General features: G+C 69.6%; 23 protein-coding genes and 1 pseudogene. 12 read left to right on the top strand and 12 right to left on the bottom strand.

The genetic code is table 11. The annotated features are described in order from the left end of the window. Positions 1–167: 167 nt before the first annotated feature. Entirely contained in the window at positions 168–848 is a 681-nt protein-coding gene (locus PV679_RS22245; RefSeq protein ID WP_046498012.1) for a response regulator transcription factor, read from the bottom strand. Continuing rightward, positions 845–2,101, bottom strand: coding sequence for a sensor histidine kinase (locus PV679_RS22240; RefSeq protein WP_319682109.1), 1,257 nt, complete (start codon positions 2,099–2,101; stop codon positions 845–847). The genes PV679_RS22245 and PV679_RS22240 overlap by 4 nt, the downstream gene beginning before the upstream one ends. Positions 2,102–2,316: 215 nt before the next feature. Between PV679_RS22240 and phoU the strand changes: the two genes are divergently transcribed. Then, on the top strand, positions 2,317–2,997 hold the full coding sequence (gene phoU, locus PV679_RS22235; RefSeq protein ID WP_319682108.1) for a phosphate signaling complex protein PhoU: 681 nt from the start codon (positions 2,317–2,319) through the stop codon (positions 2,995–2,997). 176 nt (positions 2,998–3,173) lie between these two features. Further along, positions 3,174–3,323: a hypothetical protein gene (locus tag PV679_RS22230; RefSeq protein ID WP_319682107.1), complete on the top strand. Its 150-nt coding sequence runs from the start codon at positions 3,174–3,176 to the stop codon at positions 3,321–3,323. Positions 3,324–3,465: 142 nt separating this feature from the next. Here the strand turns inward: PV679_RS22230 and PV679_RS36225 are convergent. The 4 genes and pseudogenes from PV679_RS36225 to PV679_RS22215 all read right to left on the bottom strand — a co-directional run. Further along, positions 3,466–3,609: pseudogene (locus tag PV679_RS36225) on the bottom strand (GIY-YIG nuclease family protein); the annotation flags it as partial. 303 nt (positions 3,610–3,912) lie between these two features. Continuing rightward, positions 3,913–4,665, bottom strand: a complete 753-nt coding sequence (locus PV679_RS22225; RefSeq protein WP_319682106.1) for an alpha/beta hydrolase — start codon at positions 4,663–4,665, stop codon at positions 3,913–3,915. Positions 4,666–4,857: 192 nt separating this feature from the next. Beyond that, entirely contained in the window at positions 4,858–7,368 is a 2,511-nt protein-coding gene (locus tag PV679_RS22220) for a LuxR C-terminal-related transcriptional regulator (RefSeq protein WP_319682105.1), read from the bottom strand. A gap of 367 nt (positions 7,369–7,735) precedes the next feature. Then, complete coding sequence (locus tag PV679_RS22215) at positions 7,736–8,494, bottom strand: phosphoglyceromutase (protein ID WP_319682104.1); 759 nt, start codon at positions 8,492–8,494, stop codon at positions 7,736–7,738. A 170-nt stretch (positions 8,495–8,664) separates the two neighbouring features. On the opposite strand from PV679_RS22215, the gene PV679_RS22210 reads away from it, so the two are divergent. Continuing rightward, the gene (locus tag PV679_RS22210; RefSeq protein ID WP_319682103.1) at positions 8,665–9,960 is read left to right on the top strand and encodes an MFS transporter; all 1,296 of its coding nucleotides are present in this window, start codon (positions 8,665–8,667) and stop codon (positions 9,958–9,960) included. 191 nt (positions 9,961–10,151) lie between these two features. Here the strand turns inward: PV679_RS22210 and PV679_RS22205 are convergent, their stop codons facing one another. Beyond that, positions 10,152–10,691 (bottom strand): YbjN domain-containing protein, encoded by a 540-nt coding sequence (locus PV679_RS22205; RefSeq protein WP_319682102.1) that lies wholly within the window; start codon positions 10,689–10,691, stop codon positions 10,152–10,154. Continuing rightward, complete coding sequence (gene mshA, locus PV679_RS22200; protein ID WP_319682101.1) at positions 10,684–12,027, bottom strand: D-inositol-3-phosphate glycosyltransferase; 1,344 nt, start codon at positions 12,025–12,027, stop codon at positions 10,684–10,686. The genes PV679_RS22205 and mshA overlap by 8 nt, the downstream gene beginning before the upstream one ends. A gap of 236 nt (positions 12,028–12,263) precedes the next feature. Here mshA and PV679_RS22195 point away from each other — a divergent pair, with 236 nt between their 5' ends. The 3 genes from PV679_RS22195 to PV679_RS22185 all read left to right on the top strand — a co-directional run bounded on the left by PV679_RS22195 (position 12,264) and on the right by PV679_RS22185 (position 15,961). Continuing rightward, entirely contained in the window at positions 12,264–13,121 is an 858-nt protein-coding gene (locus PV679_RS22195; protein WP_319682100.1) for a class I SAM-dependent methyltransferase, read from the top strand. A 184-nt stretch (positions 13,122–13,305) separates the two neighbouring features. Beyond that, complete coding sequence (locus PV679_RS22190; protein WP_319682099.1) at positions 13,306–14,430, top strand: C40 family peptidase; 1,125 nt, start codon at positions 13,306–13,308, stop codon at positions 14,428–14,430. A 292-nt stretch (positions 14,431–14,722) separates the two neighbouring features. Further along, a complete protein-coding gene (locus tag PV679_RS22185) occupies positions 14,723–15,961 on the top strand; it encodes a PP2C family protein-serine/threonine phosphatase (RefSeq protein WP_319682098.1) in 1,239 nt (412 codons plus the stop codon). Positions 15,962–16,016: 55 nt separating this feature from the next. Here the strand turns inward: PV679_RS22185 and PV679_RS22180 are convergent, their stop codons facing one another. The 3 genes from PV679_RS22180 to PV679_RS22170 form a co-directional block, all read right to left on the bottom strand. Further along, positions 16,017–16,352: a DUF2516 family protein gene (locus PV679_RS22180; protein ID WP_319682097.1), complete on the bottom strand. Its 336-nt coding sequence runs from the start codon at positions 16,350–16,352 to the stop codon at positions 16,017–16,019. A gap of 126 nt (positions 16,353–16,478) precedes the next feature. Then, positions 16,479–17,120 (bottom strand): hypothetical protein, encoded by a 642-nt coding sequence (locus tag PV679_RS22175; protein ID WP_319682096.1) that lies wholly within the window; start codon positions 17,118–17,120, stop codon positions 16,479–16,481. A gap of 18 nt (positions 17,121–17,138) precedes the next feature. Next, complete coding sequence (locus PV679_RS22170) at positions 17,139–17,771, bottom strand: helix-turn-helix transcriptional regulator (RefSeq protein ID WP_319682095.1); 633 nt, start codon at positions 17,769–17,771, stop codon at positions 17,139–17,141. A 302-nt stretch (positions 17,772–18,073) separates the two neighbouring features. Between PV679_RS22170 and PV679_RS22165 the strand changes: the two genes are divergently transcribed. The 6 genes from PV679_RS22165 to PV679_RS22140 are packed head-to-tail and all read left to right on the top strand — an operon-like array spanning position 18,074 to position 23,827. Continuing rightward, a complete protein-coding gene (locus PV679_RS22165; RefSeq protein WP_319682094.1) occupies positions 18,074–18,850 on the top strand; it encodes a TnsA-like heteromeric transposase endonuclease subunit in 777 nt (258 codons plus the stop codon). Beyond that, positions 18,816–20,918 (top strand): Mu transposase C-terminal domain-containing protein, encoded by a 2,103-nt coding sequence (locus PV679_RS22160; RefSeq protein ID WP_319682093.1) that lies wholly within the window; start codon positions 18,816–18,818, stop codon positions 20,916–20,918. Before PV679_RS22165 ends, PV679_RS22160 begins: the two co-directional genes overlap by 35 nt. Continuing rightward, positions 20,909–21,955: an ATP-binding protein gene (locus tag PV679_RS22155; RefSeq protein WP_319682092.1), complete on the top strand. Its 1,047-nt coding sequence runs from the start codon at positions 20,909–20,911 to the stop codon at positions 21,953–21,955. The genes PV679_RS22160 and PV679_RS22155 overlap by 10 nt, the downstream gene beginning before the upstream one ends. Next, positions 21,952–22,899, top strand: coding sequence for a hypothetical protein (locus PV679_RS22150; protein WP_319682091.1), 948 nt, complete (start codon positions 21,952–21,954; stop codon positions 22,897–22,899). Before PV679_RS22155 ends, PV679_RS22150 begins: the two co-directional genes overlap by 4 nt. Before the next feature lie 56 nt (positions 22,900–22,955). After that, entirely contained in the window at positions 22,956–23,420 is a 465-nt protein-coding gene (locus tag PV679_RS22145; RefSeq protein ID WP_319682113.1) for a DUF2199 domain-containing protein, read from the top strand. A gap of 14 nt (positions 23,421–23,434) precedes the next feature. Further along, on the top strand, positions 23,435–23,827 hold the full coding sequence (locus tag PV679_RS22140; RefSeq protein WP_319682090.1) for a hypothetical protein: 393 nt from the start codon (positions 23,435–23,437) through the stop codon (positions 23,825–23,827). Positions 23,828–24,014: 187 nt separating this feature from the next. On the opposite strand, the gene PV679_RS22135 is transcribed toward PV679_RS22140, so the two are convergent. Further along, a complete protein-coding gene (locus PV679_RS22135) occupies positions 24,015–24,188 on the bottom strand; it encodes a hypothetical protein (protein ID WP_319682089.1) in 174 nt (57 codons plus the stop codon). Positions 24,189–24,370 lie beyond the last annotated feature (182 nt).

Below are 24,370 nucleotides of genomic sequence, written 5' to 3'. Positions count from 1 at the left end.
GTCCGGCGAGACCGGCTCGCCGGAGACACCGACGGACTCCGCGTCCGCGTCCTCCTCGCAGAACACGGTCGGCTGAGACGCCGGCACCGTAAGGGCCACGGACACGGCTGTGGCGCTCCGCCCGGGATCCGGAAGGAGCGCCACAGCCATACGTGTCACCACGCGGTTTACGGCTCGAACTTGTAGCCCAGGCCACGCACCGTCACCAGATACCGCGGCGCGCCCGGGTCCGGCTCGATCTTGGCGCGAAGTCGCTTGACGTGGACGTCCAGGGTCTTGGTGTCACCGACGTAGTCGGCGCCCCACACCCGGTCGATGAGCTGCATACGGGTCAGCACACGGCCCGCGTTGCGCAGCAGCATCTCCAGCAGGTCGAACTCCTTGAGCGGCAGGTCGACCTTGCCGCCGGAGACCGTGACGACATGGCGGTCCACGTCCATCCGGACGGGACCGGCCTCCAGCGCGGCCGGAGTGACCTCTTCCGGCTCGCCCCGGCGGCGCAGGACCGCGCGGATGCGGGCGACGAGCTCCCGCGAGGAGAACGGCTTGGTCACATAGTCGTCGGCCCCTATCTCCAGGCCGACGACCTTGTCGATCTCGCTGTCCTTGGCGGTGACCATGATCACCGGAACATTGGACCTGCCGCGAAGCTGACGGCAGACCTCGGTACCCGGCAGACCGGGCAGCATCAGGTCGAGGAGGACGAGGTCGGCGCCGTTGCGTTCGAACTCGTCGAGCCCCGCGGGCCCGGTGGTCGCGATCGCGACCTCGAAGCCCTCCTTGCGGAGCATGTAGGAAAGGGCGTCGCTGAAGGATTCCTCATCCTCGACGACGAGCACTCGGGTCACGGAAGGACCTCCGGGGCAGGAATCACGGTCGGTTGATCAAGCGCGAAGCTTGTGTCGTAGGGCCGGTCGTCTTCGTCCGGGCCGATGGATGTGCGATCCCGTACGGCGCCCGCCTCGGGGAGCCTCAGGGTGAAGGTGGAGCCCTGACCCTCGGAGCTCCACACAGTGACTTCCCCGCCGTGCGAGGCCGCCACATGCTTGACGATGGCGAGGCCGAGCCCCGTACCGCCGGTGGCCCGGGAGCGAGCCGGATCGACGCGGTAGAAGCGCTCGAAGACCCGCTCTCGGTCCTTCTCGGAGATGCCGATGCCCTGGTCGGTCACGGCTATCTCGATCAGGTCCCCGCCGGGAGCGGGGACTCGGTGTGCGGCGATGCCGACGCGCGTGCGGGCCGGAGAGTAGTTGACCGCGTTCTCCACGAGGTTACCGAGCGCGGCTGCGAGCTGGCCACGGTTGCCCCAGACATACAGGTCGACCGTGCCGCCCGCGGCCATGTTGATCTGCTTGGTGGACGCCGCGTGCCGGGACCGGTCTATGGCCTCGTCGACGAGTTCGTCCACGCGTACGGGCTCGGCGTCCTCCAGCGGGTCGTCGTTCTGTACCCGGGAGAGATCGATGAGTTCCTGTACGAGATTGGTGAGCCGGGTCGCCTCGATCTGCATCCGGCCGGCGAAGCGGGTGACCGCCTCGGGGTCGTCGGAGGCGTCCATCACGGCCTCGGAGAGCAGGGAGAGCGCACCGGTGGGCGTCTTGAGTTCGTGGCTGACATTGGCGACGAAGTCGCGCCGTACCGCTTCGATACGGCGCGCCTCGGTGAGGTCTTCGACCAGGAGCAGGACCAGGCGGGAGCCGAGCGGAGCGACCCGGGCGGAGACGGCGAGGGCCTCGCCGCGGCCGGTACCGCGGCGCGGGAGGTCCAGCTCCACCTGTCGTATCTCGCCGTCCCGGCGAGTGTCGCGAGCCATGTGCAGCATCGGCTCGACCGCGAGCTTGCCGCCTCTGACCAGGCCCAGTGCGTAGGCGGCGGAGCTGGCCTTCACCACGGAGTCGCTCTCGTCGAGAACGACCGCCGAGGAGCGGAGCACGGAAAGCACGGTGTCGACGCCCGGGGGCAGCACGGCATCCGTATGCAGGGAGGTACGGGTGGGCCTCGCCTGGTCGCGTTCACTCCAGCGAAACGCCAGCATGGCGATCACGCCGGTACACACCCCGGCGATCGCTGCCAATGCGGCGACCGCCGCGTTCACGTCCATGAGCCCAGGTTATGCGCGGTCAAGGACACTCTCCCAGCCGTCAAGGTGTCTCCTCCGACACTCGTCGCCCAGAGTTCACTGAGGAGAAAGTGCCGGTTCACTTGGGAGGGAGGCGCAGGACGCGTGCTCGACAGAACGTGGGAACGTGGGGCCACAGCCTCGGCCCAGGCCCCGGCACCGGCAGGAACGTCAAGAGGTCAAGAGAGGGACATCCCATGCGGGACGCGTACCACGAGGAACTGGACTCGATAAGCGAGGACCTGGTCGAGATGGCCCGGCTGGTCGGTTCCGCCATCGGGCGTGCCACGACCGCCATGCTCGACGCCGACCTGAAGCTCGCCGAGAGCGTGATCGCGGCGGACGACAAGGTCGACCAGCTCCAGCACGACCTGGAGGCGCGGGCCATCGCGCTGCTGGCGCGGCAGCAGCCGGTCGCGACCGATCTGCGGATCGTGGTGACGTCCCTGCGGATGAGCGCCGATCTGGAGCGCGCGGGCGACCTCGCCCAGCATGTCGCGAAGCAGGCCCGGCTCCGCTTCCCGGAGTCGCCCGTGCCGCACGATCTGCACACGACGCTCCTGGAGATGGGGCAGCTCGCCCAGCGTCTGATGGCGAAGGCCGCCGAGGTCATCATCACCAAGGATGTCGATCTGGCGCTCCAGCTTGAGCAGGACGACGACGACATGGACCTGCTGCACCGCACGCTGTTCCAGCACCTGATGGACGACCGCTGGAAGCACGGCATCGAGACCGCGGTGGATGTGACGCTGCTGGGCCGCTATTACGAGCGCTTCGCCGACCACGCGGTGTCGGTCGCCAAGCGGGTCGTCTATCTGGTGACCGGCGAGCACGCCGACGAGATCCAGTCCGTGGAGACCCCGGTCGAAGGAGCCTGAGCGGGCCGGTACCGGAAGGCGCCGAAAAGGGCGCGGGGCCGGCCCGCGCCGCGGGACGTCGAAGGGGCGCGAGGGGCGTATCGCGGCGGTTGCCCGTATGCGCCGTTGATGCGCCCGCCTCAGTGGGCATGCAATGGGCAGCGGCGACACCGTTGTACGCCTTTGAGGAGGATCCCATGGCCGATTCCCCTACGACCGACCCCCAGCAGGAAGCGCCTGTCGAACTGACGCACCTGCCCGTCCTCGGCGCCTGCGGCTGCGGTTCGGGCTGCGGCTGCGGCTGCCAGTCGGGCGCGCCGTGCCAGTGCGGAAGCTGCTCGGGCTGACGCGCCGCGCTACGGACACCACCGCACACGCACGCGGAAGAGCTCCGTCCGAAAGCCTGGACGGAGCTCTTCCGTGTGGCGTACGGCGAGAGGCGAGGCGGCTTCTTGCGCCGGGTCTTGCCCGGGTCTCACTGAGCTGGGCCTACGCGCTGACAGGCAACGCACGCGCTCGCTCGCGCGCTTGGGCCCTCAGCTCCTTCAGTCGGCTGTGGAACGCATTGTGACGGTTCTGGTCGAGGTTCAGCGGTAGGTCGATTTCAGAGATGAGCCTGGACTCCAGGGCCCACGGCTCCTCCCGCTCGCCCGAGGGCCGGACGGTTGTCGCCGCCGATCACGGCTCCGCCCTCGCGGCCCCGTACGGCCCAGACTTACCGGCTGGGGTGCCCCTTGCCCAGCGAGGCACCAAACAACTTGCCACCTCGCGAACCGCTCTTGCGCAGCTCAGGCCGGGTCTCATGGGTAGCTGAGCGGTCGTTGCTGGTCGTCGTTGGCCCCTGTTGAGCGGCCTCGGACGGCCCAGGGACGGCCCAGCGGCTGACCGCTGTGTCATGACGACACCGCCTTCGGATGAGCCTTCAGCCGGTACTGCTCACCGGCGGGATTCCAGAGCGCTGATGAGGGCGTCGGCCACGATGGCCGGATCAGTCAGCAGCGCCATGTGATTGCCCGGGATGACCGCGGGCTCGACGCCCAGCCGAGCCGCGAACTCGGCGCTGGGCCGGGCCAGGGCAATGTCGTCGGCGCACTGCACATAAGCCGCGTCCAGCCCGATCTTCGTGACCGGGGGCACGTCGAGGCTGTCCGTCATATAACCGCCCGGCTGCGGCAGCAGCAGTTGGCTGACAAGCTTCTGGAGCGGCGCGGGGTCTCCGGGCATGAGCACGCCCTGGACCGCGTCGAGGCCGACGGGGACGGTGCCGTCGGGAGTCGCTGCGATAGCCTGCCGCATCATCGCGGCGTACTGCTCGTTCTCATCGATCATCGGCGTGCCCTGCTCCGGGACCACCGCGGCGAAGTAGATCACCTTTGCGACGCGGCCCGCGAGCCGGTGGGCCGCGCCGGTGACCGGGTATCCGCCCCAGCTGTGGCAGACCAGGACAACATCGGTGAGATCGCGGCTCTCGACTTCGCTCACCACGTGGTCGACCGCGTCGGCCAGCCGGAGCCCGGCCGGCGAGCCGTCGTAGGTCAGTCCGGGCATGCTCAGCGCCAGAGTCGGGTAGCCGCGCTCGGTGAGTTGGCGAGCCACCGGGTACCAGCTCCAGTCCCCCAGCCATGCGCCGGGAACGAGGACGAAGGTTTGCGTGGTTTGCGTGGTTTGCGTGGGCTTGCTGGCAGTCAAGTCAGACTCTCTGTCTCTTACGACGGGCGCCCTGGGCAGGGGAACGGCGTGCGCTGCCCGAGGCGCTCCGGTGTCGATGGGGATGGTGCGCTCGCCTCACCGCAAATTACGGTCCGGTCGGGTTATCGAGCGTCACCCGATCCGGGTGATAACGCGCCGGCGCTCGCCGACGGGTACGTCCTTGAGAACCGCTCAGCGGGTGCCGGGCGCAAGCAGGCCCAGGTCGCGGGCTCGGGCGACGGCCTCGGCGCGGCGGTGGGCGCCGAGCTTGGCGTACAAGTGGCGTATGTGCACTTTGACGGTGTTGGGCGAAACATTCAGCTGGCCGGCGATGTCCGGCGTGGTCAGGTTGGTCGGCAGGTAGCGCAGTACCCGCAGCTCGCTTCGGCTCAGCGGCTCGGCGAGCGGCCGCCCGGCGGTCGACGGCGCGGGCTGGTGACCGGCGAGCAGGCCGAGGATCTCGGCGATCAGGGCGGCGTGGGCGGTGCGGTGCCCGGGGAGGCTCTCCAGCAGACCCGGCACCGGGTGCAGCAGGAACCAGAGCAGCACTCCGTCGGGTTCGGCCAGGTCCAGCGCGCGCTCCAGGGCTCCGGCGGCGGCGCGGGGATCACCGAGCGCGGCACGGGCGATCGCCTCCAGCAGGAACGCCTGGGCCAGCCAGCCCTGCCAGGGCAGCTGCGCGGAGCCGTCGAGCACCGGCGCGAGCGCGGCGACCGCCGCCTGCGGATCGTCTTGGGCAAGCCGCAGAGTTGCCAGGCCCAGACGCATCTGCCCGCCATCGCGGTCCTGGTCGGAGAGACCGGCCAGGACCTGCTCGGCGCGGTCGGTCTCACCGAGGCGGACAAGGGTCTGCACGAGGAAGGACCGGTTCCCGTGGACCATCAGGTTCGGTTCGGTCAGGCGCTCGGCCACCTGGTCGGCGGCTTGGAAGGCGGCCAGCGCGTCGGCGTCCCGGCCGCGCGCCAGCGCCAGCACTCCGCGCAGGGAGCGGATCGCCAGCGCGTCCGCGGGCTCGGTCTCCGCCCGGAGGGTGCGCTCGGCCTGCCGCATCCAAGGTTCGCCCTCCTCCGGCCGCCCCTGCCAGGCCAGGATGGTCCCGACGTTCATGCTCGCCAGGCCGAAGGCCGGCCCCTCGGCCCAGCCGTGCCGTTCGGCCAGCTCGGCCGCCTGCCTGCTGTGCTCCAGTGCCAACGGGACCGACCGGAAGAACTCAAGATTCGCCTGGTAGACAAGGCCGGTGAACTCCAGGTAAGGCCGCCCGATCCGGCGCGCGAGCGCGACGCCCTGCTCCAGGTGCCGCACGGCCTCCTGGAACCTGGCCATCCAGAACTCGGTGCTGCCCAGGCTGATCAGCGCCAGCGCGCGCAATTCCTCGCCCAGGCCGGGCTGCGTCGTCTCGGCCGCCTCCGCCGCGTCCTGCAGCCGCTGCGCCTGCTCGGTCACCGCCGCCAGGCTCCCGTGCCAGCGGGCGATCAGCAGCCGGACGATCCCCACCAGCAGCCGCGCCTGCCCCAGCCGACCCTCCGACGCCGGCGCCCGCTCCGCCAGGCACAGGTATCGTTCCGCCGCCGCCGGCGACCCGCCGGCCAGCTCGTCGGCCGCGGCCACCGCCGCCAGCTCCGCGTCCGCCGTGCGGGACTCGGTGGGGAATCCGGCGAGCAGCCCGTGGATGACGGCGGTCTTCCCGTCCAGGTACAGGCCGGGCCACTGGTCGGCGAGCAGCCTGGCAGCCGGCCCCCAGTCCCGCGCGGCCTGGGCGTGCCGAATCGCCTCCACCGCCATGCCCCGGCCCGCCAGCCAGTCGGCGGCGGCCCGGTGCAGTGCGGCGACCTCGCCGGGGCGGGTGCGCCGCAGTTGTAGCCGCAGCAGGTCCGCGAACAGTTGGTGATAGCGGAACCAGGTCCGCGAGGTGTCCAGCGAGACCACGAACGCGTTCGCGGCCACCAGGTCCTGCAGCACCCGCTCTCCGCCCTCGCCCCCGGTCAGCAGGTTCGCGAGCTCGCCGTTGACCCGCTCCAGGATGCTGGTGCGCAGCAGCAGCCCCCGCACCTGCTCGCTCTGCCGATCCAGCACCTCGGCCAACAGGTACTCGGCCACCGTCCGCTCACTGCCGGAGAACTCGGCCGCCAGCCGGTGGTCCGGATCCGCGTGCCCCGCCAGGGACAGCGCGGCCAGCCGCAGCCCCGCTGCCCAGCCCTCGGTCCGCTCGTGGAGCACTGCGACCGCAGGCCCGGGCAGTGCCAGCCCGGCCGCTCTGAACAGCTCCTCGGTTTCGGCCAGGGTGAACCGCAGATCCGGATCGCGGATCTCGGCGAGCTCGCCTTCCAGCCGCAGTTGGTGCAGGCCCAGGCGCACGTCGTGCCGCGTGGCCAACACGAAACGCAGTTGAGGCGACGCCCGCATGATGAACAGTTGCAGTTGTCGCAGCGCCTCCGGGTCCAGCTCGTGCACGTCGTCGATCACCAGGTAGTTCCGGTCCCGCAGCGGGGCCAGGTCCGCGAGCAGCCGCTCCACGATCGTCCACCCGTCCAGGTCCGGAGCCGCCGTGAGGGTCCCGACCAGCGCCGAGCCCGCCGTAGTCCGGCGCAGCGCGTCCACGACGCCAAGCCAGAAGCGCTGCGGATCCCGTTCATCCCGCCGCACCGGCACCCACGCCGCGTATTCGGCCAGGCCCGCCTCGGACAGCCACGATCGCAGCAGCATCGTTTTGCCGCTCCCCGCCGACGCCGACACCGCTGTCACCCGGGCCGCCCCGCCCAGCCGCCCGAACAGCGCCGGGCGAGCAACCACACCTCCCGCACCGATACCAGCTACTCGCGCGGATGCGGCACCTGTCTCGCTGGATCTCACAGCGCCGATTTTCCCATGAACCCGCGCTGTGCCCCGGACACCATCGGCCTCGCCAGGTCCGCTACGTCCTCGGCTCCGCCGGCCTCCCGCCGACAACTCCTCGTCCGCCGCGACAGCCGCCACGCGACCCGCTGCCCTGCCCGCGCCACCACGCGAAAAGCCCTCTGCCGCGCGGAGAACCGCGGGCAGAGGGCCTTCTCCGTGCTGGTCGCGCTGGTTGCTACTTCTTGCCCTGGTTCTTGACGGCCTCGATGGCGGCCGCCGCCGCGTCCGCGTCCAGGTAGGTGCCGCCCGGCTTGACCGGGTGGAAGTCGGCGTCCAGGTCGTAGACGAGCGGGATGCCGGTCGGGATGTTGAGGCCCGCGATGTCGGCGTCGGAGACGCCGTCCAGGTGCTTGACCAGCGCACGCAGGCTGTTGCCGTGGGCTGCGACCAGGACCGTGCGGCCGGTCAGCAGGTCCGGGACGATCGAGTCGTACCAGTACGGCAGCATCCGCTCGACGACGTCCTTGAGGCACTCCGTGCGCGGACGCAGCTCGCTCGGGATCGTGGCGTAGCGCGGGTCGTCGCTCTGCGAGAACTCCGCGCCGTCCTCCAGCGGCGGCGGCGGAGTGTCGTACGAGCGGCGCCACAGCATGAACTGCTCCTCGCCGAACTCCGCGAGCGTCTGCGCCTTGTCCTTGCCCTGGAGCGCGCCGTAGTGGCGCTCGTTCAGCCGCCAGGAGCGGTGGACCGGGATCCAGTGGCGGTCGGCGGCCTCCAGCGCGAGCTGCGCGGTGCGGATGGCGCGCTTCTGCACGGAGGTGTGCAGCACGTCGGGCAGCAGGCCGGCGTCCTTGAGCAGCTCACCGCCGCGGACTGCCTCCTTCTCGCCCTTGTCGGTGAGGTTGACGTCCACCCAGCCGGTGAACAGATTCTTCGCGTTCCATTCGCTCTCGCCATGGCGGAGGAGGATCAGCTTGTACGGTGCGTCGGCCATGAGCCAGAGCCTAATGGACCCGCCTCACGCGGGTGCGTCGGCCATGGGACAGCTCCTGACCGGCTCGTCCACCAGGCCCTGACGGCAATTGACTGGCGCCCGCCACACGACCACCCGTAAGGTGCCTGTGGCCATCTGACCACTTACCGAAGCCGCCACGGGGGATACGCATGTCTGTCGCCGGTCTGAGACGCGCCGCGAGCGAGAGCGTCTCGGGACTGCCCCGGGAGTTCTGGTGGCTGTGGACGAGCACTCTGGTCAACCGGCTGGGAGCGTTCGTCGCCACCTTCATGGCGCTGTATCTCACTCTCGACCAGGGCTACTCGGCCTCGTACGCGGGCCTGGTGGCGTCGCTCCACGGCCTCGGCGGAGTGGTCTCCTCGCTCGGCGCGGGCGTGATGGCCGACCGGCTGGGCCGCCGGCCCACGATGCTGATCGCGCAGTCGTCGACGGCCGCTTCGGTGGCGCTGCTCGGTTTCATGCGCGATCCGGCGGCGATCGCGGCGGTGGCGTTCCTGGTCGGTATGGCCTCGAACGCGTCACGCCCGGCGGTCCAGGCGATGATGGCGGACATCGTCAGGCCCGAGGACCGGGTGCGGGCGTTCTCGCTCAACTACTGGGCGGTCAATCTGGGCTTCGCGGTCTCATCGGTTGCGGCGGGCCTCATCGCGCAGCACAGCTATCTCGCCGGTTTCCTGGGCGAGGCCGCGATGACGCTGTTCTGCGCCGTGCTGGTCTTCCTGAAGGTGCCCGAGTCCCGGCCCGAGCGCGCGAAGGCCACACCGGAGAAGCCCGCGGCGGCGGAGGCCGTACTGGGGACGGTCCTGCGGGACGGCCGCTTCATGAGCGTCGTCGCCCTGTCCTTCGTGGTCTCGCTGATCTTCCAGCAGGGGTACGTCGGTCTGCCGGTGGCGATGGGCAGAGACGGGTTCAGCAGCGCCGACTTCGGCATGGCCATAGCCGTCAACGGTTTTCTGATCGTGGTGTTGCAGATCCCGGTCACCCGCTTCCTCCAGCGCCGCGACCCGCGCCGGCTGCTGATCATCTCGTCGGTGCTCGCCGGTTACGGCTTCGGACTGACGGCGTTCGCCGGGTCGATCGCCGTCTACATCCTGACCATCTGCGTCTGGACACTGGCCGAGATCGTCAACGCCCCGACGCAGACAGGACTGGTGGTACGGCTCTCTCCCGTACACGGCCGGGGCCGCTACCAGGGCATGTACACCATGTCCTGGTCGGTGGCGGCCCTGGTCGCGCCGCTGATGTCCGGTTTTGTCATCGACCGCTTCGGCGCGGAGTGGCTGTGGGGCGCCTGCGCCGTACTGGGTACGGCGGCGGGCCTCGGGTACTGGCTGCTGATGCGGGGCCTGTCGGAGTCCGAGCCGGAGCCGAAGCCGGAGCCGGAGCCGAAGTCCCTGGCTGGGCCGGAGTCGGCTGCACGGACGGACGCGGCGGGCTTCCGCTGATCGGAGCGGTCCTGCCCGCGCGGCTGCCGCTCACCGCGCGGTCAGCGCAAGCGCTGACCGTCCCTCATGACCGCCGCCATGTAAACGAACGACGTTCAGGACCGCGTCTGGAATGAGCGTGCCCTGCACCATGGCGCGGAGGAAGAGCCGGGTACGGAGGGCCGGTTCGGCGTGGCGGACAGCGGACCGGTTCAGCCCGAAGCGCGCTCGGTCAGATGTGCGAACGCGTCCAGGTTCCGAGTCGACTCGCCCCGGGACACCCGCCAGGCGTACTCCTTGCGGATCGCGCTCGCGAAACCCAGCTCCAGCAGCGTGTTGAAGGAACCGTCCGCCGCTTCGAGGACCGAGCCGAGCAGCCGGTCGATCTCCTCCTCGGTGACGGCCGACAGCGGGAGTTTGCCGGTCAGATAGATGTCGCCGAGGCGGTCGACCGCGTAACTCACGCCGTACAGCTTGAGATTGCGCTCCAGCAGCCAGCGGTGGACAGCCTCGGCGTTCTCGTCGGGATGCCGGATCACAAAGGCGTTGACGGAGAGCGCGTGCCGGCCGACGAGAAGAGAGCAGGTGGTGGACAGCTTGCGGGTGCCGGGCAGGGTGACGACGTACGAGCCCGCTTCCGGACTCTCCCACTCCAGCCCGGCGTCCTTCAGTGTCCGCTCGACGACCCGCGCGGCGCCCGCGTCCCGAGCCGAGGCCCGGGTGTTGTCGCCAGTGCCCTGTACATCAGCCATGGTGCGAGGGTACGCGGCGGCGGTGAGCGCGCACGGCCGCCGTGTAGACGTCCGCCGTCGCCGAGGCCGCCGCGTCCCAGCCGAAGGACTGCGCGTGGCGCGAGGCCGCCTCACCCATCCGGTTGACCAGCTCCGGATGGTCGAGAAAGACGCGCAGCACCCGTGCGTACGCCGCCGGGTCATGGCCGGTGACCAGAAAGCCGGTCGTCCCGTCCCGCACCGCCACCGGAAGACCGCCCACCGCGGCGGCCACCACCGGCGTGCCCGCCGCCTGGGCCTCTATCGCGACCAGGCCGAAGGATTCGCTGTACGAGGGCATGACCAGCACGGATGCCGCGCGGAACCAGTCGGCGAGCCGGTCCTGGCCGACCGGCGGCCGGAACCGGACCACATCGGCGATGCCGAGACGCGCCGCGAGCTTCTGCAGCCCTTCCGGCCTGGCCAGACCGCTGCCGCTCGGACCGCCGACGACCGGCACGACGACCTTCGTACGCAGCGAGGGATCCTGCTCCAGCAGTACGGCCACGGCACGCAGCAGCACGTCGGGCGCCTTCAGCGGCTGGATACGGCCCGCGAAGAGCGGAATGAACGCGTCCTGCGGCAGCCCGAGGCGGGCGCGGGCGGCGGCGCGGCCGTCCGCCGGAGAGAAACAGTCCAGATTGACGCCGGGATGGACCACGGCCGCCTTGGCCGGATCGGCGTCGTAGAAGCGGACGAGCTCGTCGGCCTCCTCCGCCGTATTGGCGATCAGCCGGTCCGCGGCGCGCACGATCTGGGTCTCGCCGATGACGCGGGCAGCGGGCTCGGGAGTGTCGTCCTCGGCCAGCGCGGCGTTCTTCACCTTCGCCATGGTGTGCATGGCGTGGACGAGCGGGACGCCCCAGCGCTCGGAGGCGAGCCAGCCGACATGCCCGGACAGCCAGTAGTGCGAGTGGACGAGGTCGTAGTAGCCGGGCCGGTGACCGGCCCACGCCTGCATCACGCCGTGGACGAAGGCGCAGAGCTGCGCCGGCAGTTCCTCCTTGGCCAGGCCCTCGTAGGGACCGGCGTCCACATGCCGCACGAGCACGCCGGGCGCGAGCTCCACGGCGGGCGGCAGTCCGCCGGCGGTGGAGCGCGTGAAGATCTCCACCTCGATGTCGATGTCCGCGAGCCGTTTCGCCAGCTCGACGATATAGACGTTCATACCGCCCGCGTCGCCCGTGCCCGGCTGGTGCAGCGGGGAGGTGTGGACGCTGAGCATGGCGATCCGCCGGGGCCGACGAGGCTGACCGGGGAGCCGGAGACGGGGTGGACCTACCAACGTGCCTGCGATACGGGACACGTACTGGCTCACGTCCACGGTCCTCTCGCTCGGAGCTCGGAGCACGACAAAACGAGGGTGTACTCGCCCTCCGAAGCCCTCTAACAGTGCGGTGCGCTCCTTCATTCCGCTTTGCCAAATCATTACCGCCACGGCTCAACCCCCGGCCCGTCGGCCAGGGCCCTCGCCGCTTTCACCGGCCCGCCGGAGTCACCAGGGCTCTCGCACTCCGGGACCGTCGCTCTCTCCAGGCTCGTTACGCTCACCTCATGGTGTCCGCGTCTCCTTCGTCCCGCCAGGCGGCCCGCTCGGCGGGACAGCCGCTCTCCCGCCCGGTGGGCACGGCGACCCGTGGCACCACCCATCAGAACCGGCTCCGCCGCATGGACCGCTGGATCACCGCCGTCCATGGGCCCGCGCTGCGCCGTCACACCGATCCCGTCGTGGTGGACCTCGGATACGGCGCCGCTCCCTGGACCGCCGTGGAGCTGCTGCGGCGGCTGCGCACGGCGGAGCCGCGTACCGAAGTCGTCGGCATCGAGATCGATCCGGCCCGGGTCGCGGCGGCGAAGCCGTACGAGCGGGACGGACTCCGCTTCCGGCACGGCGGCTTCGAGATCCCGCTGGCCGACGGGCGGCGGCCGGTGCTCATCCGCGCGGCGAATGTGCTGCGGCAGTACGAGGAGGACGAGGTCGCCGCGGTCTGGGCGCGGCTGTGCGCCCGCCTCGCGCCCGGCGGACTGCTGGTGGAAGGGACGTGCGACGAGATCGGCCGGCGGCATGTGTGGGTCGCGCTCGGCCCGGAGGGACCGCGGACGGTCACCTTCGCGGCGCGGCTCGGCTCTCTCGGCCGGCCCTCCGATCTGGCGGAACGGCTGCCCAAGGCGCTGATCCACCGCAATGTGCCGGGTGAGCCGGTCCACGCGTTTCTGCGGGACTTCGACCGGGCGTGGGCGGCGGCCGCTCCGTACGCGTCGCTGGGCGCGCGGCAGCGCTGGATCAGAGCCGTACGGGATCTCGGGACCGACTGGCCGCTCATGGACGATCCGAGGCGCCGGCGACAGGGCGAGGTGACGGTGAACTGGGCCGCGCTCGCGCCGCGTTCCGGCCGGAGCGGTCAGGTGTGACCACGGGCACACGGCCATGGGAACGCCGCCGGGCGGCCGTTCGTCCTACGTAAGAGGTGGGACCTGTGAGGTTCCGCCTCGCTCTGTCGTTTTGGCGTAGGACATGGCACGATCGCGGCGACGACAGGTAATTGCTGACACTAAGTCAGTTATGTCCACCGCCGGTCGGCTTGGAGGGGAGCTCGTGAACCGTCGCCGCTGTGCCGCTGCCGCGATCACCGTGGTCTGCGCGCTCGCCGTGCTGGCCTCGCCGGATGTGATGAACCAGGCGTACGCGGCTCCCGTCCCGCCGCCCGTGTCGTCCTCACCGCCGGCCGTCCCGCCGCCTCCGGTCGAACTCCCGCCCGGAGTCCGGCCGCCCGCCGCCTCCGGCGAGAAGTCCCTCGAAGACATACGCCTGGAGATAGACGGCCTCTATCAGAAGGCCGCCGCCGCGACCGACGCGTACAACCTCGCCGAGGAGCAAGCCGCCAAGCAGTCCGCCGAAGTCGTCTCGCTCGCCGAGGAGATCGTGCGCGGCCAGCTCCGTATCGACGAGCTGAAGGAGCGCGCCGGCGCCGCCGCGCGCGCCCAGTACCGCGGCGGCGGACTGCCGCCCGAGGCACAGTTGATGCTCACCGACGATCCGCAGCTCTTCCTGGACGGCGCCGGCCGGATCCAGGAAGCCCAGAAGGCCACCCAGACGCTCATCGACGAACTGTCCGGAGCGCAGGAGGATTTGCGGACGTACACGGCGGACGCGGGCACGCAGTGGCAGAAACTCGAAGACAACCGGACCAGGAAGGAAAAGGCGAAGCGGGAGATCACCAAGCAGATCGCCGCCGCCGAGAAGCTCGAAGCGAGCCTGGCGAAGGACGAGCTGGCGCAGTTGGCGCGGCTGGAGAGCGACGCGGCGCTCCGGGCGCAGTCGGCCTGGCTCGGCTCCGGTGTGCTCGACGACATCAACCGCCGGTCGAGCGCGCAGGGCAGGAAGGCGATCCAGTTCGCCACGGGACAGATCGGCAAGCCGTATGTCTGGGGCGCCGAGGGCCCGTCCTCGTACGACTGCTCCGGGCTGACCTCACAGGCGTGGGCGGCGGCCGGCCGAGGTATTCCGCGCACCTCGCAGGAGCAGTGGCGACTGCTGCCGCGCATCGACATCAAGGACATGCGGCCCGGTGATCTGATCATCTACCACCAGGACGCCAGCCATGTCGGGATGTACATCGGCGACGGCAAAATCGTGCACGCGCCGAGGCCGGGCCGGAATGTGACGCTGGCGGGCGCGGGCTCGATGCGGATCCTCGGAGTCGTCCGGCCGGACAAGTAACGGCGCAGCGGAGCCGCCGGGCCGCAGACCCGAACAAACAGGGTGATCCGGGCCATGGCGCCCAGGTGACACGGCTCATGTTCCGGTGCGCCCGGGGCGGTCCTCACGCGTGATGTTTGTCATGGGAGCGGCCGGAAACACCCCCGCGCGCTTACCAGAAGAGGCATATGACGGGGGCGCTTCGTCTGTGCGCCATTCCGCTGGAGCGTTGGCTACCGCTAAGGTCCCCGTCTGGCGGGACGTCGATCGACGTCCACCGCGCCCTCGGGGGGTGGGAAGGAAACGCAGACCGATGTCCGTACCCGTACCGCGGCAGCGCACAAGCCCAACAGCCGAGAGGTCCCCGGCCGCGGAGAACGCCAAGGGCGACCTCATGCTTTTGGTGATCGAGGACGACCCGGCGGGCACGTTCACCGCTCCGGAGCTGCCGGAGGGAGCCGGGACACGTGTCCGTATCCGTACCGCGCGCAACCTCACCGAGGCGGAGCGGCTGCTCACGGACGACATCCACTGCATCCTCGTGGATCTCGCGCTGCCGGGCACGGACGACAGCGATGAGCTGGCCCCGCTGAAGCATGTCCTGCGGCTCGCTCCTCGCCATGCCGTCCTGGCGCTCGCGGCGGAGGGCGACGCCGAACGCGCGGCCGCCGCCGTACGGGTCGGCGCACAGGACTACCTCTTCCGTGACGAACTGGACGGGCGGCTGCTGAGCCGAGCCATCCGGTACGCCGTCGAGCGCAAGCGGGCGGACATCGCGCAGCGCCAGCTCACCGAGTCACGGCTGCGCGCGCAGGAGAACGCCAGACTGGAACGCGGTCTGCTGCCCACGCCTCTGCTCCAGGGCTCGGACCTGCGCTTCGCCGCGCGCTACCGGCCCGGCCGCTCCAGAGCGCTGCTGGGCGGGGACTTCTACGACACGGTCCGTACGCCGGACGGCACGGTCCACGCGATGATCGGCGACGTCTGCGGACACGGTCCCGACGAGGCCGCGCTCGGCGTGGAGCTGCGGATCGCCTGGCGGGCGCTGACCCTGGCCGGGCTCTGCGGCGACCGGCTGCTCTCCACACTCCAGCAGGTGCTGGAGCACGAACGGGAGAGCGAGGAGATCTTCGCGACGGTCTGCACGGTGGACATCGCGCCGGACGGACGGCAGGCCGGGCTGTGCCTGGCCGGTCATCCGTCGCCGCTGATCACCCGGCAGGGCCGGGCGGCGCAACTGCTGCCGTACGACGAGGAGGGCGGCCCGGCCCTGGGGCTGCTGCCGCGCGCCCGCTGGCCGCGCCGCCAGGTGGAGCTGGGCGGATCCTGGAGTCTGATGATGTACACCGACGGCCTGATCGAGGGCCGGGTCGGACCGGGCTCTACGCAGCGTCTGGGCCAGGAGGGCATGGTCGAGATGATCAACGAGCAGCTCGCGCGAGGGCTGTTCGGCGACGACCTGCTGGAGGCGGCGGTCGCTCAGGTGCGCGAGCTGAACGGCGGTGAGCTGACCGACGATGTGGCGGTGCTGCTGCTGGACCGCGGCGCGTAGCCGCTCGGGCGCGACGCCGGGGCCGGGCGCCGGACGCCGTCAGGGCCGCGTCGGCTCAGCGACCGCCGTTGTAGGGCCCGTAAGGACCGTCGCTGCTGGAACCGCCGCGGCGACCGCCGCCACCGGAGATCTGCCGGATGGCGGGCCGTACGTCAACCATGAAGACGATCGTGGCGACGAGCCCGGCAATCTGCAGGAACAGAACCGGCACGAAGAGGTTCACGGCGACCGTGACACCCAGAAGGATCAGCCAGAACTTCTTCGACTGCTTGTCCGCGGCGCGGTAGGCGTCGTCGCGCGCCAGCACCGAGAACGCGAACGCCACGACGGCGAGGACAAGCATGGCCATATTGAGCAGCCAGAGAAAAGTGCCGAATCCCGAGAGCAACATGCAGAGCACCGCCTGATCAGTGGAGGAAACGCCTCGCGGCCCGTACGCCAAGCTACCCGGACAACGGGCCGGGCACCCGTGCGGTGCCCGGCCCGTCGCCTTTGATACGTATTCGCTACGCGGCCGCTACTTGGCCGACGGCGGCGTGGACTTCTTCACCGGCGTCGCCTTGCGCGGAGTGGACTTCTTCACCGCGGCCGGCTTGGCGGCGGCGGCCGGCTTGGCGGAGCTCGCACCGGCCGGCTTGGCGGGAGACGTGACGGTCCTGGAGACGGGCTTCGCCTCGGCCGTCCTGGGCGCCGGCTTCGGCGCGGGCTCGGGCTCGACGGCGACGGCGATCTCGGTGATCTCGTCCGCCGCCTCGCCGCGCCACGACCGCACGCTCTGCTCGCCGCGCTCGGCGACCTTCTCGTATGTCTCACGGGCCCTGACCGCGTACTCCGCGGCCACGCCCAGGCTCCGCAGCGCCAGGTCCTGAGCGGTCTCGCCCAGCTTCTTCAGGTCGGAGTCGAACGAGCCGAACACCTCGGAGACCTTGGCCTGCACCGTCGCCTGGGCCTCCCTGGCCTGGACGGTGACCTTGTCCTGGACGACCTTGGGGTCCGAATTGCGTACGGCGTCGAGCCGGCCCGGAGCCTCGGCCCGGAACTGCTCGATCAGGCCGGGCACCTTCCTGGCCTGCTCCACGGCGATATCGGCGGTGCCGGCCGCGAAGTAGAGAGGGGTGGGGTCGGTGAGGGTCTTGCGCAGGTCATCGGCAATGGCCATGACTGTGGTCCTCCCGGATCAGTTTGAGGGTGGGGTGGCAGCACTGCCGCCGGCCGTGGCGCCGGGGCCGTCGGTGGAGGTGTCCTCGGAGACCACGGCAACGCCGACGTCCGCACCGGCCGTCCGTTGCGTGGACTCCTTACCTTCCGAGCTCTCCGTACTCAGGGCACTGTCCGCGCTCTGGGCACTGTCGGCACTCTGGGCACCGTCCGTGCTCTGGGCACCGTCCGTGCTCTGGGCACCGTCCGTGCTCTGGGCACCGTCCGTGCTCTGGGCACCGTCCGTGCTCTGGGCACCGTCCGTATCGAGCGCGTTCTCCTTGCGGAACGACTCGTAGATCTGGAGCAGCACCTGCTTCTGCCGCTCGTTTATCGAGGGGTCGGCGAGGATGACGGCACGCGTCTCCAGCTCCTCGCGCTCCCGCTCGTCCAACATCCCGGCCTGCACATACAGCGTCTCCGCGGAGATCCGCAGCGCCTTGGCGAGCTGCTGCAGAATGTCCGCACTCGGCTTGCGCAGACCGCGCTCGATCTGGCTCAGATACGGATTGGACACCCCGGCGGCATCGGCGAGCTGCCGAAGCGACAGCCGCGCGTTGCGCCGCTGATCGCGCAGATACTCACCGAGATTGCCGACGTTGAGTGATGCCATGGGCCCATAGTGCGCCACCTCTGCTAACTATTGCAAGCGCATGCTTGCAATAGTGTTACGCCTCTTTCCGCACCGGCTTGAGCCTGAGCACGATAGGTGTCGTCTTTGCAGGACATCTGTCGTGCCGCTGCTGCGTGACTTGTCTCGCTGAAGGTGGGCCAGTCTCGGTCTATCCGAGTCATCTGGTCTTGCGTCCCGGTCAATCTGGGTCATCTACCGATCCGTCTCGCTCTTTCTGAGCCACTGCCGTGCCCGGCTTCCTATGGTCGTCGTACGTGGTCAGCGCCGGGTGGGGGTGACTGATGGAGGCTGAGGACTTCTCGCTGGAGTACGTCGACGGTCGTGGTGAGCTGCACAGCGGGCCATTTGAGGCGATGTGGTCGACGCGTTTCGAGGCTGCCGGCCAGGTGCGGACGTTCCCGTCGTACCGGGGGCAGCGCAACTTTCCCGGCTGGTACTGGGCTGCTACCAGTGGCGAGTTAGTGGGCTTCGAGTCGTGGGTGGAGCTCGGTCATCTGATGCGGCTGGACTCCGAGCCGGACGTGGTGGCCGTCGCGTCACAGCCGTTCCGGCTCTCATGGCGGCCTGGTGACCAGGCCCGGCGGATCAGTCATACGCCGGACTACTTCGTGCGCCGTCGGGACGGCACCGCCGTGGTGCTTGATGTGCGCCCTGATGACCGGATCGAGCCCGAGGATGCCGTGAAGTTCGCGGCCACGGCGGCGGCCTGCGCCGTGGTGGGCTGGGATTTCGAGCGGGTTGGTGTGCTCGATCCGGTGTTGGCGGCGAATCTGCGCTGGCTGTCGGGCTACCGGCATCCGCGGGTACGGCGCGAGCCGGTGGCGGCGGGGCTGCGGGCGGTGTTCACCCGTCCCTGGGGGCTGCTGGCCGGGGCTCGTGCGGTGGGCGATCCGATTGCCGTGCTGCCGGTGCTCTTCCACCTGGTGTGGTGTCGGGAACTGGCGGTGGATTTGCAGGCCGGCCTGTTGTCGGCGGCGACGATGGTTCGCCCGTCATCCGCAGTCGCGGGGGAGGCGAGTGGAGATGCCGACGCGTCCGAAGCTGCTGTCGCTGGGTGACCGGGTTCACTATGACGGGCGGGAACACACGGTTGCCGCCCTGCACGGCACCTCGGTCCGGCTGGTCGATGATGCCCAGGCCGCCAGTGTCGTGCTGCTGGGGCATCTCCTGGCGTCCGAGGGGTTCGCCGTGCTCGGCACCGCATTGAGCCGCCCGCCGCTGCCGGAGGCCGGGGTGCTGGAGGGTCTGCCGGAGGAAGCGGTGGAGCGAGCCGAGTGGTGGCGCAGGCACCTGACCGAGCTGCTCACCGGCCACCCGGACGGCGATGCTGCCGCCGCCAGGCGGGCCGAGTACGACCCGATGGTGCACTCGCTGCGGCAACGGGAGCTGACCAAGGTGGCCGAGTTGCGGGCCACCGGTGAGGAGGTGGGGCTGAGCACGCTGCGCCGGATGCGGTCGCGTTTCGAGCGCGAAGGGGTAACGGGTTTGGTGGACGGCAGGATGCGCAGGCCGGCCACGGGCACGGGCCGGGCCGATCCCCGGGTGGTCGACGCGATCGCGAGGGTCGCGGGCAGCCGGACCAACGAGCCGACCGTCTCAGCGCAGGTGCTGCGGCGCCAGGTCGAACGGCTCCTGGTCGCCGAACACGGAGCCGGAACGGTCCGGCTGCCGTCCAGAGCGGCGTTCTACCGCCTGCTGGATGCGGTCACGGCCGGGCAACACCTCTTCGGGTCGGCCCGCACCCGCCGTTCGCTGGGCAAGCAGCCGAAGCGGATGTTCGGACAGCTGACGGCGGCCCGGCCGGGCGAGGTGATGGAGATCGATTCCTCGCCGCTCGACGTCATGGTCATCCACGACGACGGGACGGTGGACCGCTGCGAGGTGACCGGACTGGTGGACCTGGCGACCAGGACGCTGTCCGCGGTGGTGTTGCGGCCGTCGACGAAAGCGGTGGATGCGGCGCTGCTGCTGGCCCGTGCCATGACCCCGGAACCGGTACGTCCGGGCTGGTCCGACGCTCTGCGCATGTCGCGATCGGTACTGCCCTACGCCTCCTTGCTGTCGCTGGACGAGCGGCTGGACAAGGCTGCCGCGGTCCCGGTGATCGTTCCGGAGACGGTGGTCTGCGACCACGGCAAGGCGTTCATCTCGGACAACTTCCGCAACGCCTGCCGCCATTTGGGGATCTCGTTCCAGCCTGCGCACCCGGACACGCCGACCGACAAGCCTCATATCGAGCGGACTCTGGGTTCGGTGTCGACGATGTTCGCCCAGTACGTGGCCGGCTACACGGGACGCAGCGTCGAGATGCGGGGCAAGGATCCGGCAGCGCAGGCGGCCTGGTCCATCCACGAACTCCAGGAGCTTCTTCAGGAGTGGATCGTCGTCTGGCAGTCCAGGCCGCACGACGGGCTGCGCGATCCCTTGATGGTGGACCGGCCGCTAAGCCCGAATGAGAAGTACGCCGCGCTGGTGTCGGCGGCCGGATACGTCCCGGTCTCGCTCAGTCCGGAGGAGTACATCCAGCTCATGCCCCGTGAATGGCGGGTCATCGGCCGCAGTGGGGTGCGGATCAACAACCGCACATACGACGCATCCGCGCTCACCCCGTTCCGGCGACAGCCCTCGGGCGCGGGCCCGGACGGCAAGCGCTGGGAAGTCCACTACGACCCCTACGACATCTCCTGCGTCTGGATTCGCAACCACCACGACACGGGCTGGATCGCCGCGGCCTGGCGCCACCTGCGCACCACTCCCGTCCCGATGGGCGAGCTGGTCTTCGACCGTGCCCACCAGATCCTGAGAGAGCGAGGACAGCGCACGCCGGACGAGGAAGCCCTTGCGCAAGTCGCGGAGGGCCTGCTGGACCGGGCCGGGGACGGACCCGGCCACGAGCCCGGCCACCGGCCGGAGGGGAAGGGTCGGTCGGCACAGCGGCGTGACCGCAAGGTCGCCGCCCGCACACGGGCCACCAGCGAGCCCGCCTGGCCCCGTCCAGCACCCGCACCGCGGCAGGATCCGGAGACGGAAACCGTGTCCCCGGATGAGGAGGACGCCGATGAGCTTGCCGATGTCGTCCCGCTGGAGATCTTCGACGCCCGCAAGGAGGCAAAGAAATGGTGGTGAACCCTGCACCGTCAGCAGGAGAAGGAGACGGCCTGCCGGACGACTGGACCGATCCCTCCACCCGGCTGCAGGGCTGGCGGCGCTTCGTCGATACCGACCCTGCCGCCTTCGAGCTGCTGCCCGATCAGCAGTGGCAGGCACTCTCTCCGCCCTTCCGGGCCCCCTACGACGAGGCCCGGATCGCCTACCACTCCGAGCTGCAGGTCGTGCGCACGTCCGCGGTCAAGGAGATCGCGCATCAGGGGAGGCTGCTGACCCTGCTCAACCAGCGTGAGCATGGAGCCCGTCGCGGGATGATCGTCTCCGGCCAGTGGACGACCGGGAAGACCACGGCACTGAAACAGCTCGGCCGCACCCACGAACTGCGTGTCCAGCAGCGATATCCCGGCAGCGACCGCATTCCCGTCGTCTACATCACCGCCCCACCCAAAGGCTCCCCGCGCAAACTCGCCCTGGAGTTCGCCCGGTTCCTGGGCCTGCCCGTGATCAACCCGCGGCACAACACCATCGATGTCACCAGCGCCGTCTGCCAGGTGATGATCGAGGCCCGCACCGAGCTGGTCCTGGTCGACGAGATCCACCTGCTCAACCACGCGACCACCGCGGGCGAGGACCTCTCAGATCACCTGAAGTACTTCACCGAGCACCTGCCGGCGACCTTCGTCTATGCGGGCATCAACGTCGAGAAGTCCGGGCTGTTCACCGGGATACGCGGCAAGCAGCTCGGAGGCCGCTGCATCCTGGTCCGCACCGGCGCCTTCCCCCGCAACACCGAGTGGCAGGCCCTGATCGCTTCGCTGGAGAGCACGCTCCGCCTGCACCATCACACGCCCGACACCCTGGCCGGTCTCTCGAAGTACCTGCACCAGCGAACCGGCGGCATGATCGGGAGCCTCTCCCACCTGATCCGGGCCGCGGCCATCTCCGCCATCCTCGACGGCAGCGAGCGCATCACCAAGACCGCCCTGCGGAACATCCGGATCGACCACAACAGCGAATCGGACTCCCCGCCCGACGCAGGCAGGGAAGCAGGATGAACATGTCGTTCGAGGCCGTCGTCTTTCGCCCGCTGCCGCGTCCTCTCAAGCCCTTGCCGCAGGAGACCGAAGCCTCGTTCCTCGACCGTCTCGCCACGGCGAATGCGATGCCCGTCCAACGTCTTCAGCGGCCCTCCCACTGGCTGGACTCCCGTCTGGATCCGGTCGACCGGATCAGCGTCCTCAGCGGACAGCCCCGGACCTCGATCCAGTACGCGATCCCCCGCTGGGAGCGACAGGCATGGAACATCCCCCAGGGCCCCTTCGCCGCAACTCCCCGATGGGCGTGCCGACGCTGCGTTGCCCGCAGGACCGGCGCCCCCGGCCAAGGCGTCATGGTCTGGATGTCGAAACACCACGACCAGGTCTGCATTCCGCATCGCCTCTGGATCGGCCGGGCCGTCGAAGCCCCCGCCAACCAGTTCGGCCTTGCCGATCTACCGGAGATCGTCGCCGCCCAGAAGCGCCACTACCGGCTCCTTCGCCGCTACGGCCCCGACGTGATCAACGCATGCTACGAACAGACCTCCCACTTCTGGACCAAACTCCTCCAGCACGGATACCGGATCAGCGACCTCACTCAGCGGCTCGCCCGGCTCCAGCCCCGCGCGGCGCGCTCCGTCCGGCCGTGGGATCCCAAGCGCTACGCGGCGATCTATCCCGAGATCGTCAAAGCCATGGTGTTCTACGCAGCTCCGCACTGGCGCAGCCTGGCACTCTCCGGCGCTGAAGAGGACTTCCGGGCCTTCCACTCCGAATTCATCCGGCGGCTCCCCAACGAGAGTTCCCTCCGCACCACAGCCAAGCCGTGGTTCATCCACCAGCTCCGCATGATCGCGGACACCGTTGAGGCCGCCGCGGGCCTACCGGCAGCACACGGGGCCGACGGAGCAGGGGAACTGACGTCAGCAACGTCGGAGCCGATCATTAGGCTCCGCTCATGACCAGCGACCCCGGATTCACCTGCTCGTGCTGCGGCAGCCATCACGCCGAGCTGCCGATGAACTACTCGGCCACGGCCCCCTACGTCTGGGATCCGCGTTTCGCCGACTCTGCGGACTGCCTGCTCTCGTCGGATCAGTGCGTCATCCAGGCACAGCACTACTTCGTCAAGGGTCTGATCGAGATACCGATCATCGGCAGCGACGAGGTGTTCTCCTGGGCCGCATGGGTCTCCCTCAGCCGGGACAACTTCGCCCGAGCCGCAGACCTTTGGGACACCCCGGGACGTGAGACCGAGGAGCCGTACTTCGGGTGGCTGTCCACCGACCTCTTCCTCTACTCGCCCAGCACCATCACCTTGAAGACCCACGTCCACACCCGCCCCATCGGACAGCGTCCCTTCATCGAGCTGGAGCCGACCGACCACCCTCTCGCAGTCGAACAGCGGACCGGCATCACGATGGAGCGCGTCCGTGAAATCGCCGAAGCCGTTCTCCACCCCGTCGACAGCGAATCCAAGTGACGTCGATCAGGGAAATGAGCGAGCGTGAGTACTTCGCCTGCGTCGGCCGGCGTCCCGGCACGTTCGTCGGCACAGCCTCCTCGTTCCATCAGCTGACCGCCTTCCTCACCGGCTACGACCAACACGCAATGCGCCACGGCGGAAAGGGGCTCACAGGCTGGCACGAGTGGCTCATCGCCCGCCGCGGCCGCGACTGCAACCATGCCTGGCCCGGACAGGTTCTGCATATCGCGCTCCCAGAGGGCTGGAACAACATCGCCGACCTGCCGCCCGAGGACGAGAAGCACGGGATCAAGATCCTGTTCCAGCTTCTCGACGAGTTCGCCGCCGAACGCGAGGAAAGTCCTGGCGCTCAGAACTCAGATGTGTGCAGTTCGTTTCGAGGGACGACGTTGATCAAGCCGTGAGGGCGAACCTCTGCGGGTCGGGGTAGGTGCGCTCGTGCTCGCGGGGGGCGTGGAAGCGTAGGTAGGGATCGAGGCCGCGGTTGGCGAACGGCGCACGGAGCCGCAGGACGGCTTCTTCTCCGGGCAGGCCTCGGCGGGCGCCGATGGCGGAGTGGGCGCAGCCAAAGGCGGCATTCGACTGCCCCAATCAGCTAGGGCAGGGCTTGGTGTGCCAAAGCGTGTCCTGATACCAGTGGACGTCGTCGCCCACCTCAACGGGCTGCTTGCAGTGCGGGCACACGGGCGGCTCATCGTCTTCAGAACTGAAGAACGGCTTGCTGTAGTTGAAACTCTTCGGCACCTCGCGAGCGTACAGCTGCATGGCATTCCTTGCGGCCGTCTAGCTCGTTCTCCCTGCAAACGAGCTGCACCCAACTCAGATTGAGCGAGACGCCGACCGCGCCTCCGTCTCGCTCAATCTGAACCACCGCTGTTCACAGCCCCGACGTGGTTCACCTCCAGCGAGACAGGTCATTTGTTGTCCGTTCCCGGTATTTCTGCGGT

This window comes from Streptomyces sp. AK02-01A, assembly GCF_033795305.1.
Taxonomy (GTDB): domain Bacteria; phylum Actinomycetota; class Actinomycetes; order Streptomycetales; family Streptomycetaceae; genus Streptomyces.
This window is presented reverse-complemented; position numbering and strand designations above follow the sequence as displayed.

Bases quoted from the DNA above. Each gene is read 5' to 3' on its own strand.
- PV679_RS22240 (WP_319682109.1), bottom strand. From the start codon at position 2,101: ATGGACGTGAACGCGGCGGTCGCCGCATTGGCAGCGATCGCCGGGGTG.
- phoU (WP_319682108.1), top strand. From the start codon at position 2,317: ATGCGGGACGCGTACCACGAGGAACTGGACTCGATAAGCGAGGACCTG.
- PV679_RS22230 (WP_319682107.1), top strand. From the start codon at position 3,174: ATGGCCGATTCCCCTACGACCGACCCCCAGCAGGAAGCGCCTGTCGAA.
- PV679_RS22220 (WP_319682105.1), bottom strand. From the start codon at position 7,368: ATGCTGCTGCGATCGTGGCTGTCCGAGGCGGGCCTGGCCGAATACGCG.
- PV679_RS22215 (WP_319682104.1), bottom strand. From the start codon at position 8,494: ATGGCCGACGCACCGTACAAGCTGATCCTCCTCCGCCATGGCGAGAGC.
- PV679_RS22210 (WP_319682103.1), top strand. From the start codon at position 8,665: ATGTCTGTCGCCGGTCTGAGACGCGCCGCGAGCGAGAGCGTCTCGGGA.
- PV679_RS22205 (WP_319682102.1), bottom strand. From the start codon at position 10,691: ATGGCTGATGTACAGGGCACTGGCGACAACACCCGGGCCTCGGCTCGG.
- PV679_RS22195 (WP_319682100.1), top strand. From the start codon at position 12,264: ATGGTGTCCGCGTCTCCTTCGTCCCGCCAGGCGGCCCGCTCGGCGGGA.
- PV679_RS22185 (WP_319682098.1), top strand. From the start codon at position 14,723: ATGTCCGTACCCGTACCGCGGCAGCGCACAAGCCCAACAGCCGAGAGG.
- PV679_RS22180 (WP_319682097.1), bottom strand. From the start codon at position 16,352: ATGTTGCTCTCGGGATTCGGCACTTTTCTCTGGCTGCTCAATATGGCC.
- PV679_RS22175 (WP_319682096.1), bottom strand. From the start codon at position 17,120: ATGGCCATTGCCGATGACCTGCGCAAGACCCTCACCGACCCCACCCCT.
- PV679_RS22170 (WP_319682095.1), bottom strand. From the start codon at position 17,771: ATGGCATCACTCAACGTCGGCAATCTCGGTGAGTATCTGCGCGATCAG.
- PV679_RS22165 (WP_319682094.1), top strand. From the start codon at position 18,074: ATGGAGGCTGAGGACTTCTCGCTGGAGTACGTCGACGGTCGTGGTGAG.
- PV679_RS22160 (WP_319682093.1), top strand. From the start codon at position 18,816: ATGCCGACGCGTCCGAAGCTGCTGTCGCTGGGTGACCGGGTTCACTAT.
- PV679_RS22155 (WP_319682092.1), top strand. From the start codon at position 20,909: ATGGTGGTGAACCCTGCACCGTCAGCAGGAGAAGGAGACGGCCTGCCG.
- PV679_RS22150 (WP_319682091.1), top strand. From the start codon at position 21,952: ATGAACATGTCGTTCGAGGCCGTCGTCTTTCGCCCGCTGCCGCGTCCT.
- PV679_RS22145 (WP_319682113.1), top strand. From the start codon at position 22,956: ATGAACTACTCGGCCACGGCCCCCTACGTCTGGGATCCGCGTTTCGCC.
- PV679_RS22140 (WP_319682090.1), top strand. From the start codon at position 23,435: ATGAGCGAGCGTGAGTACTTCGCCTGCGTCGGCCGGCGTCCCGGCACG.
- PV679_RS22135 (WP_319682089.1), bottom strand. From the start codon at position 24,188: ATGCAGCTGTACGCTCGCGAGGTGCCGAAGAGTTTCAACTACAGCAAG.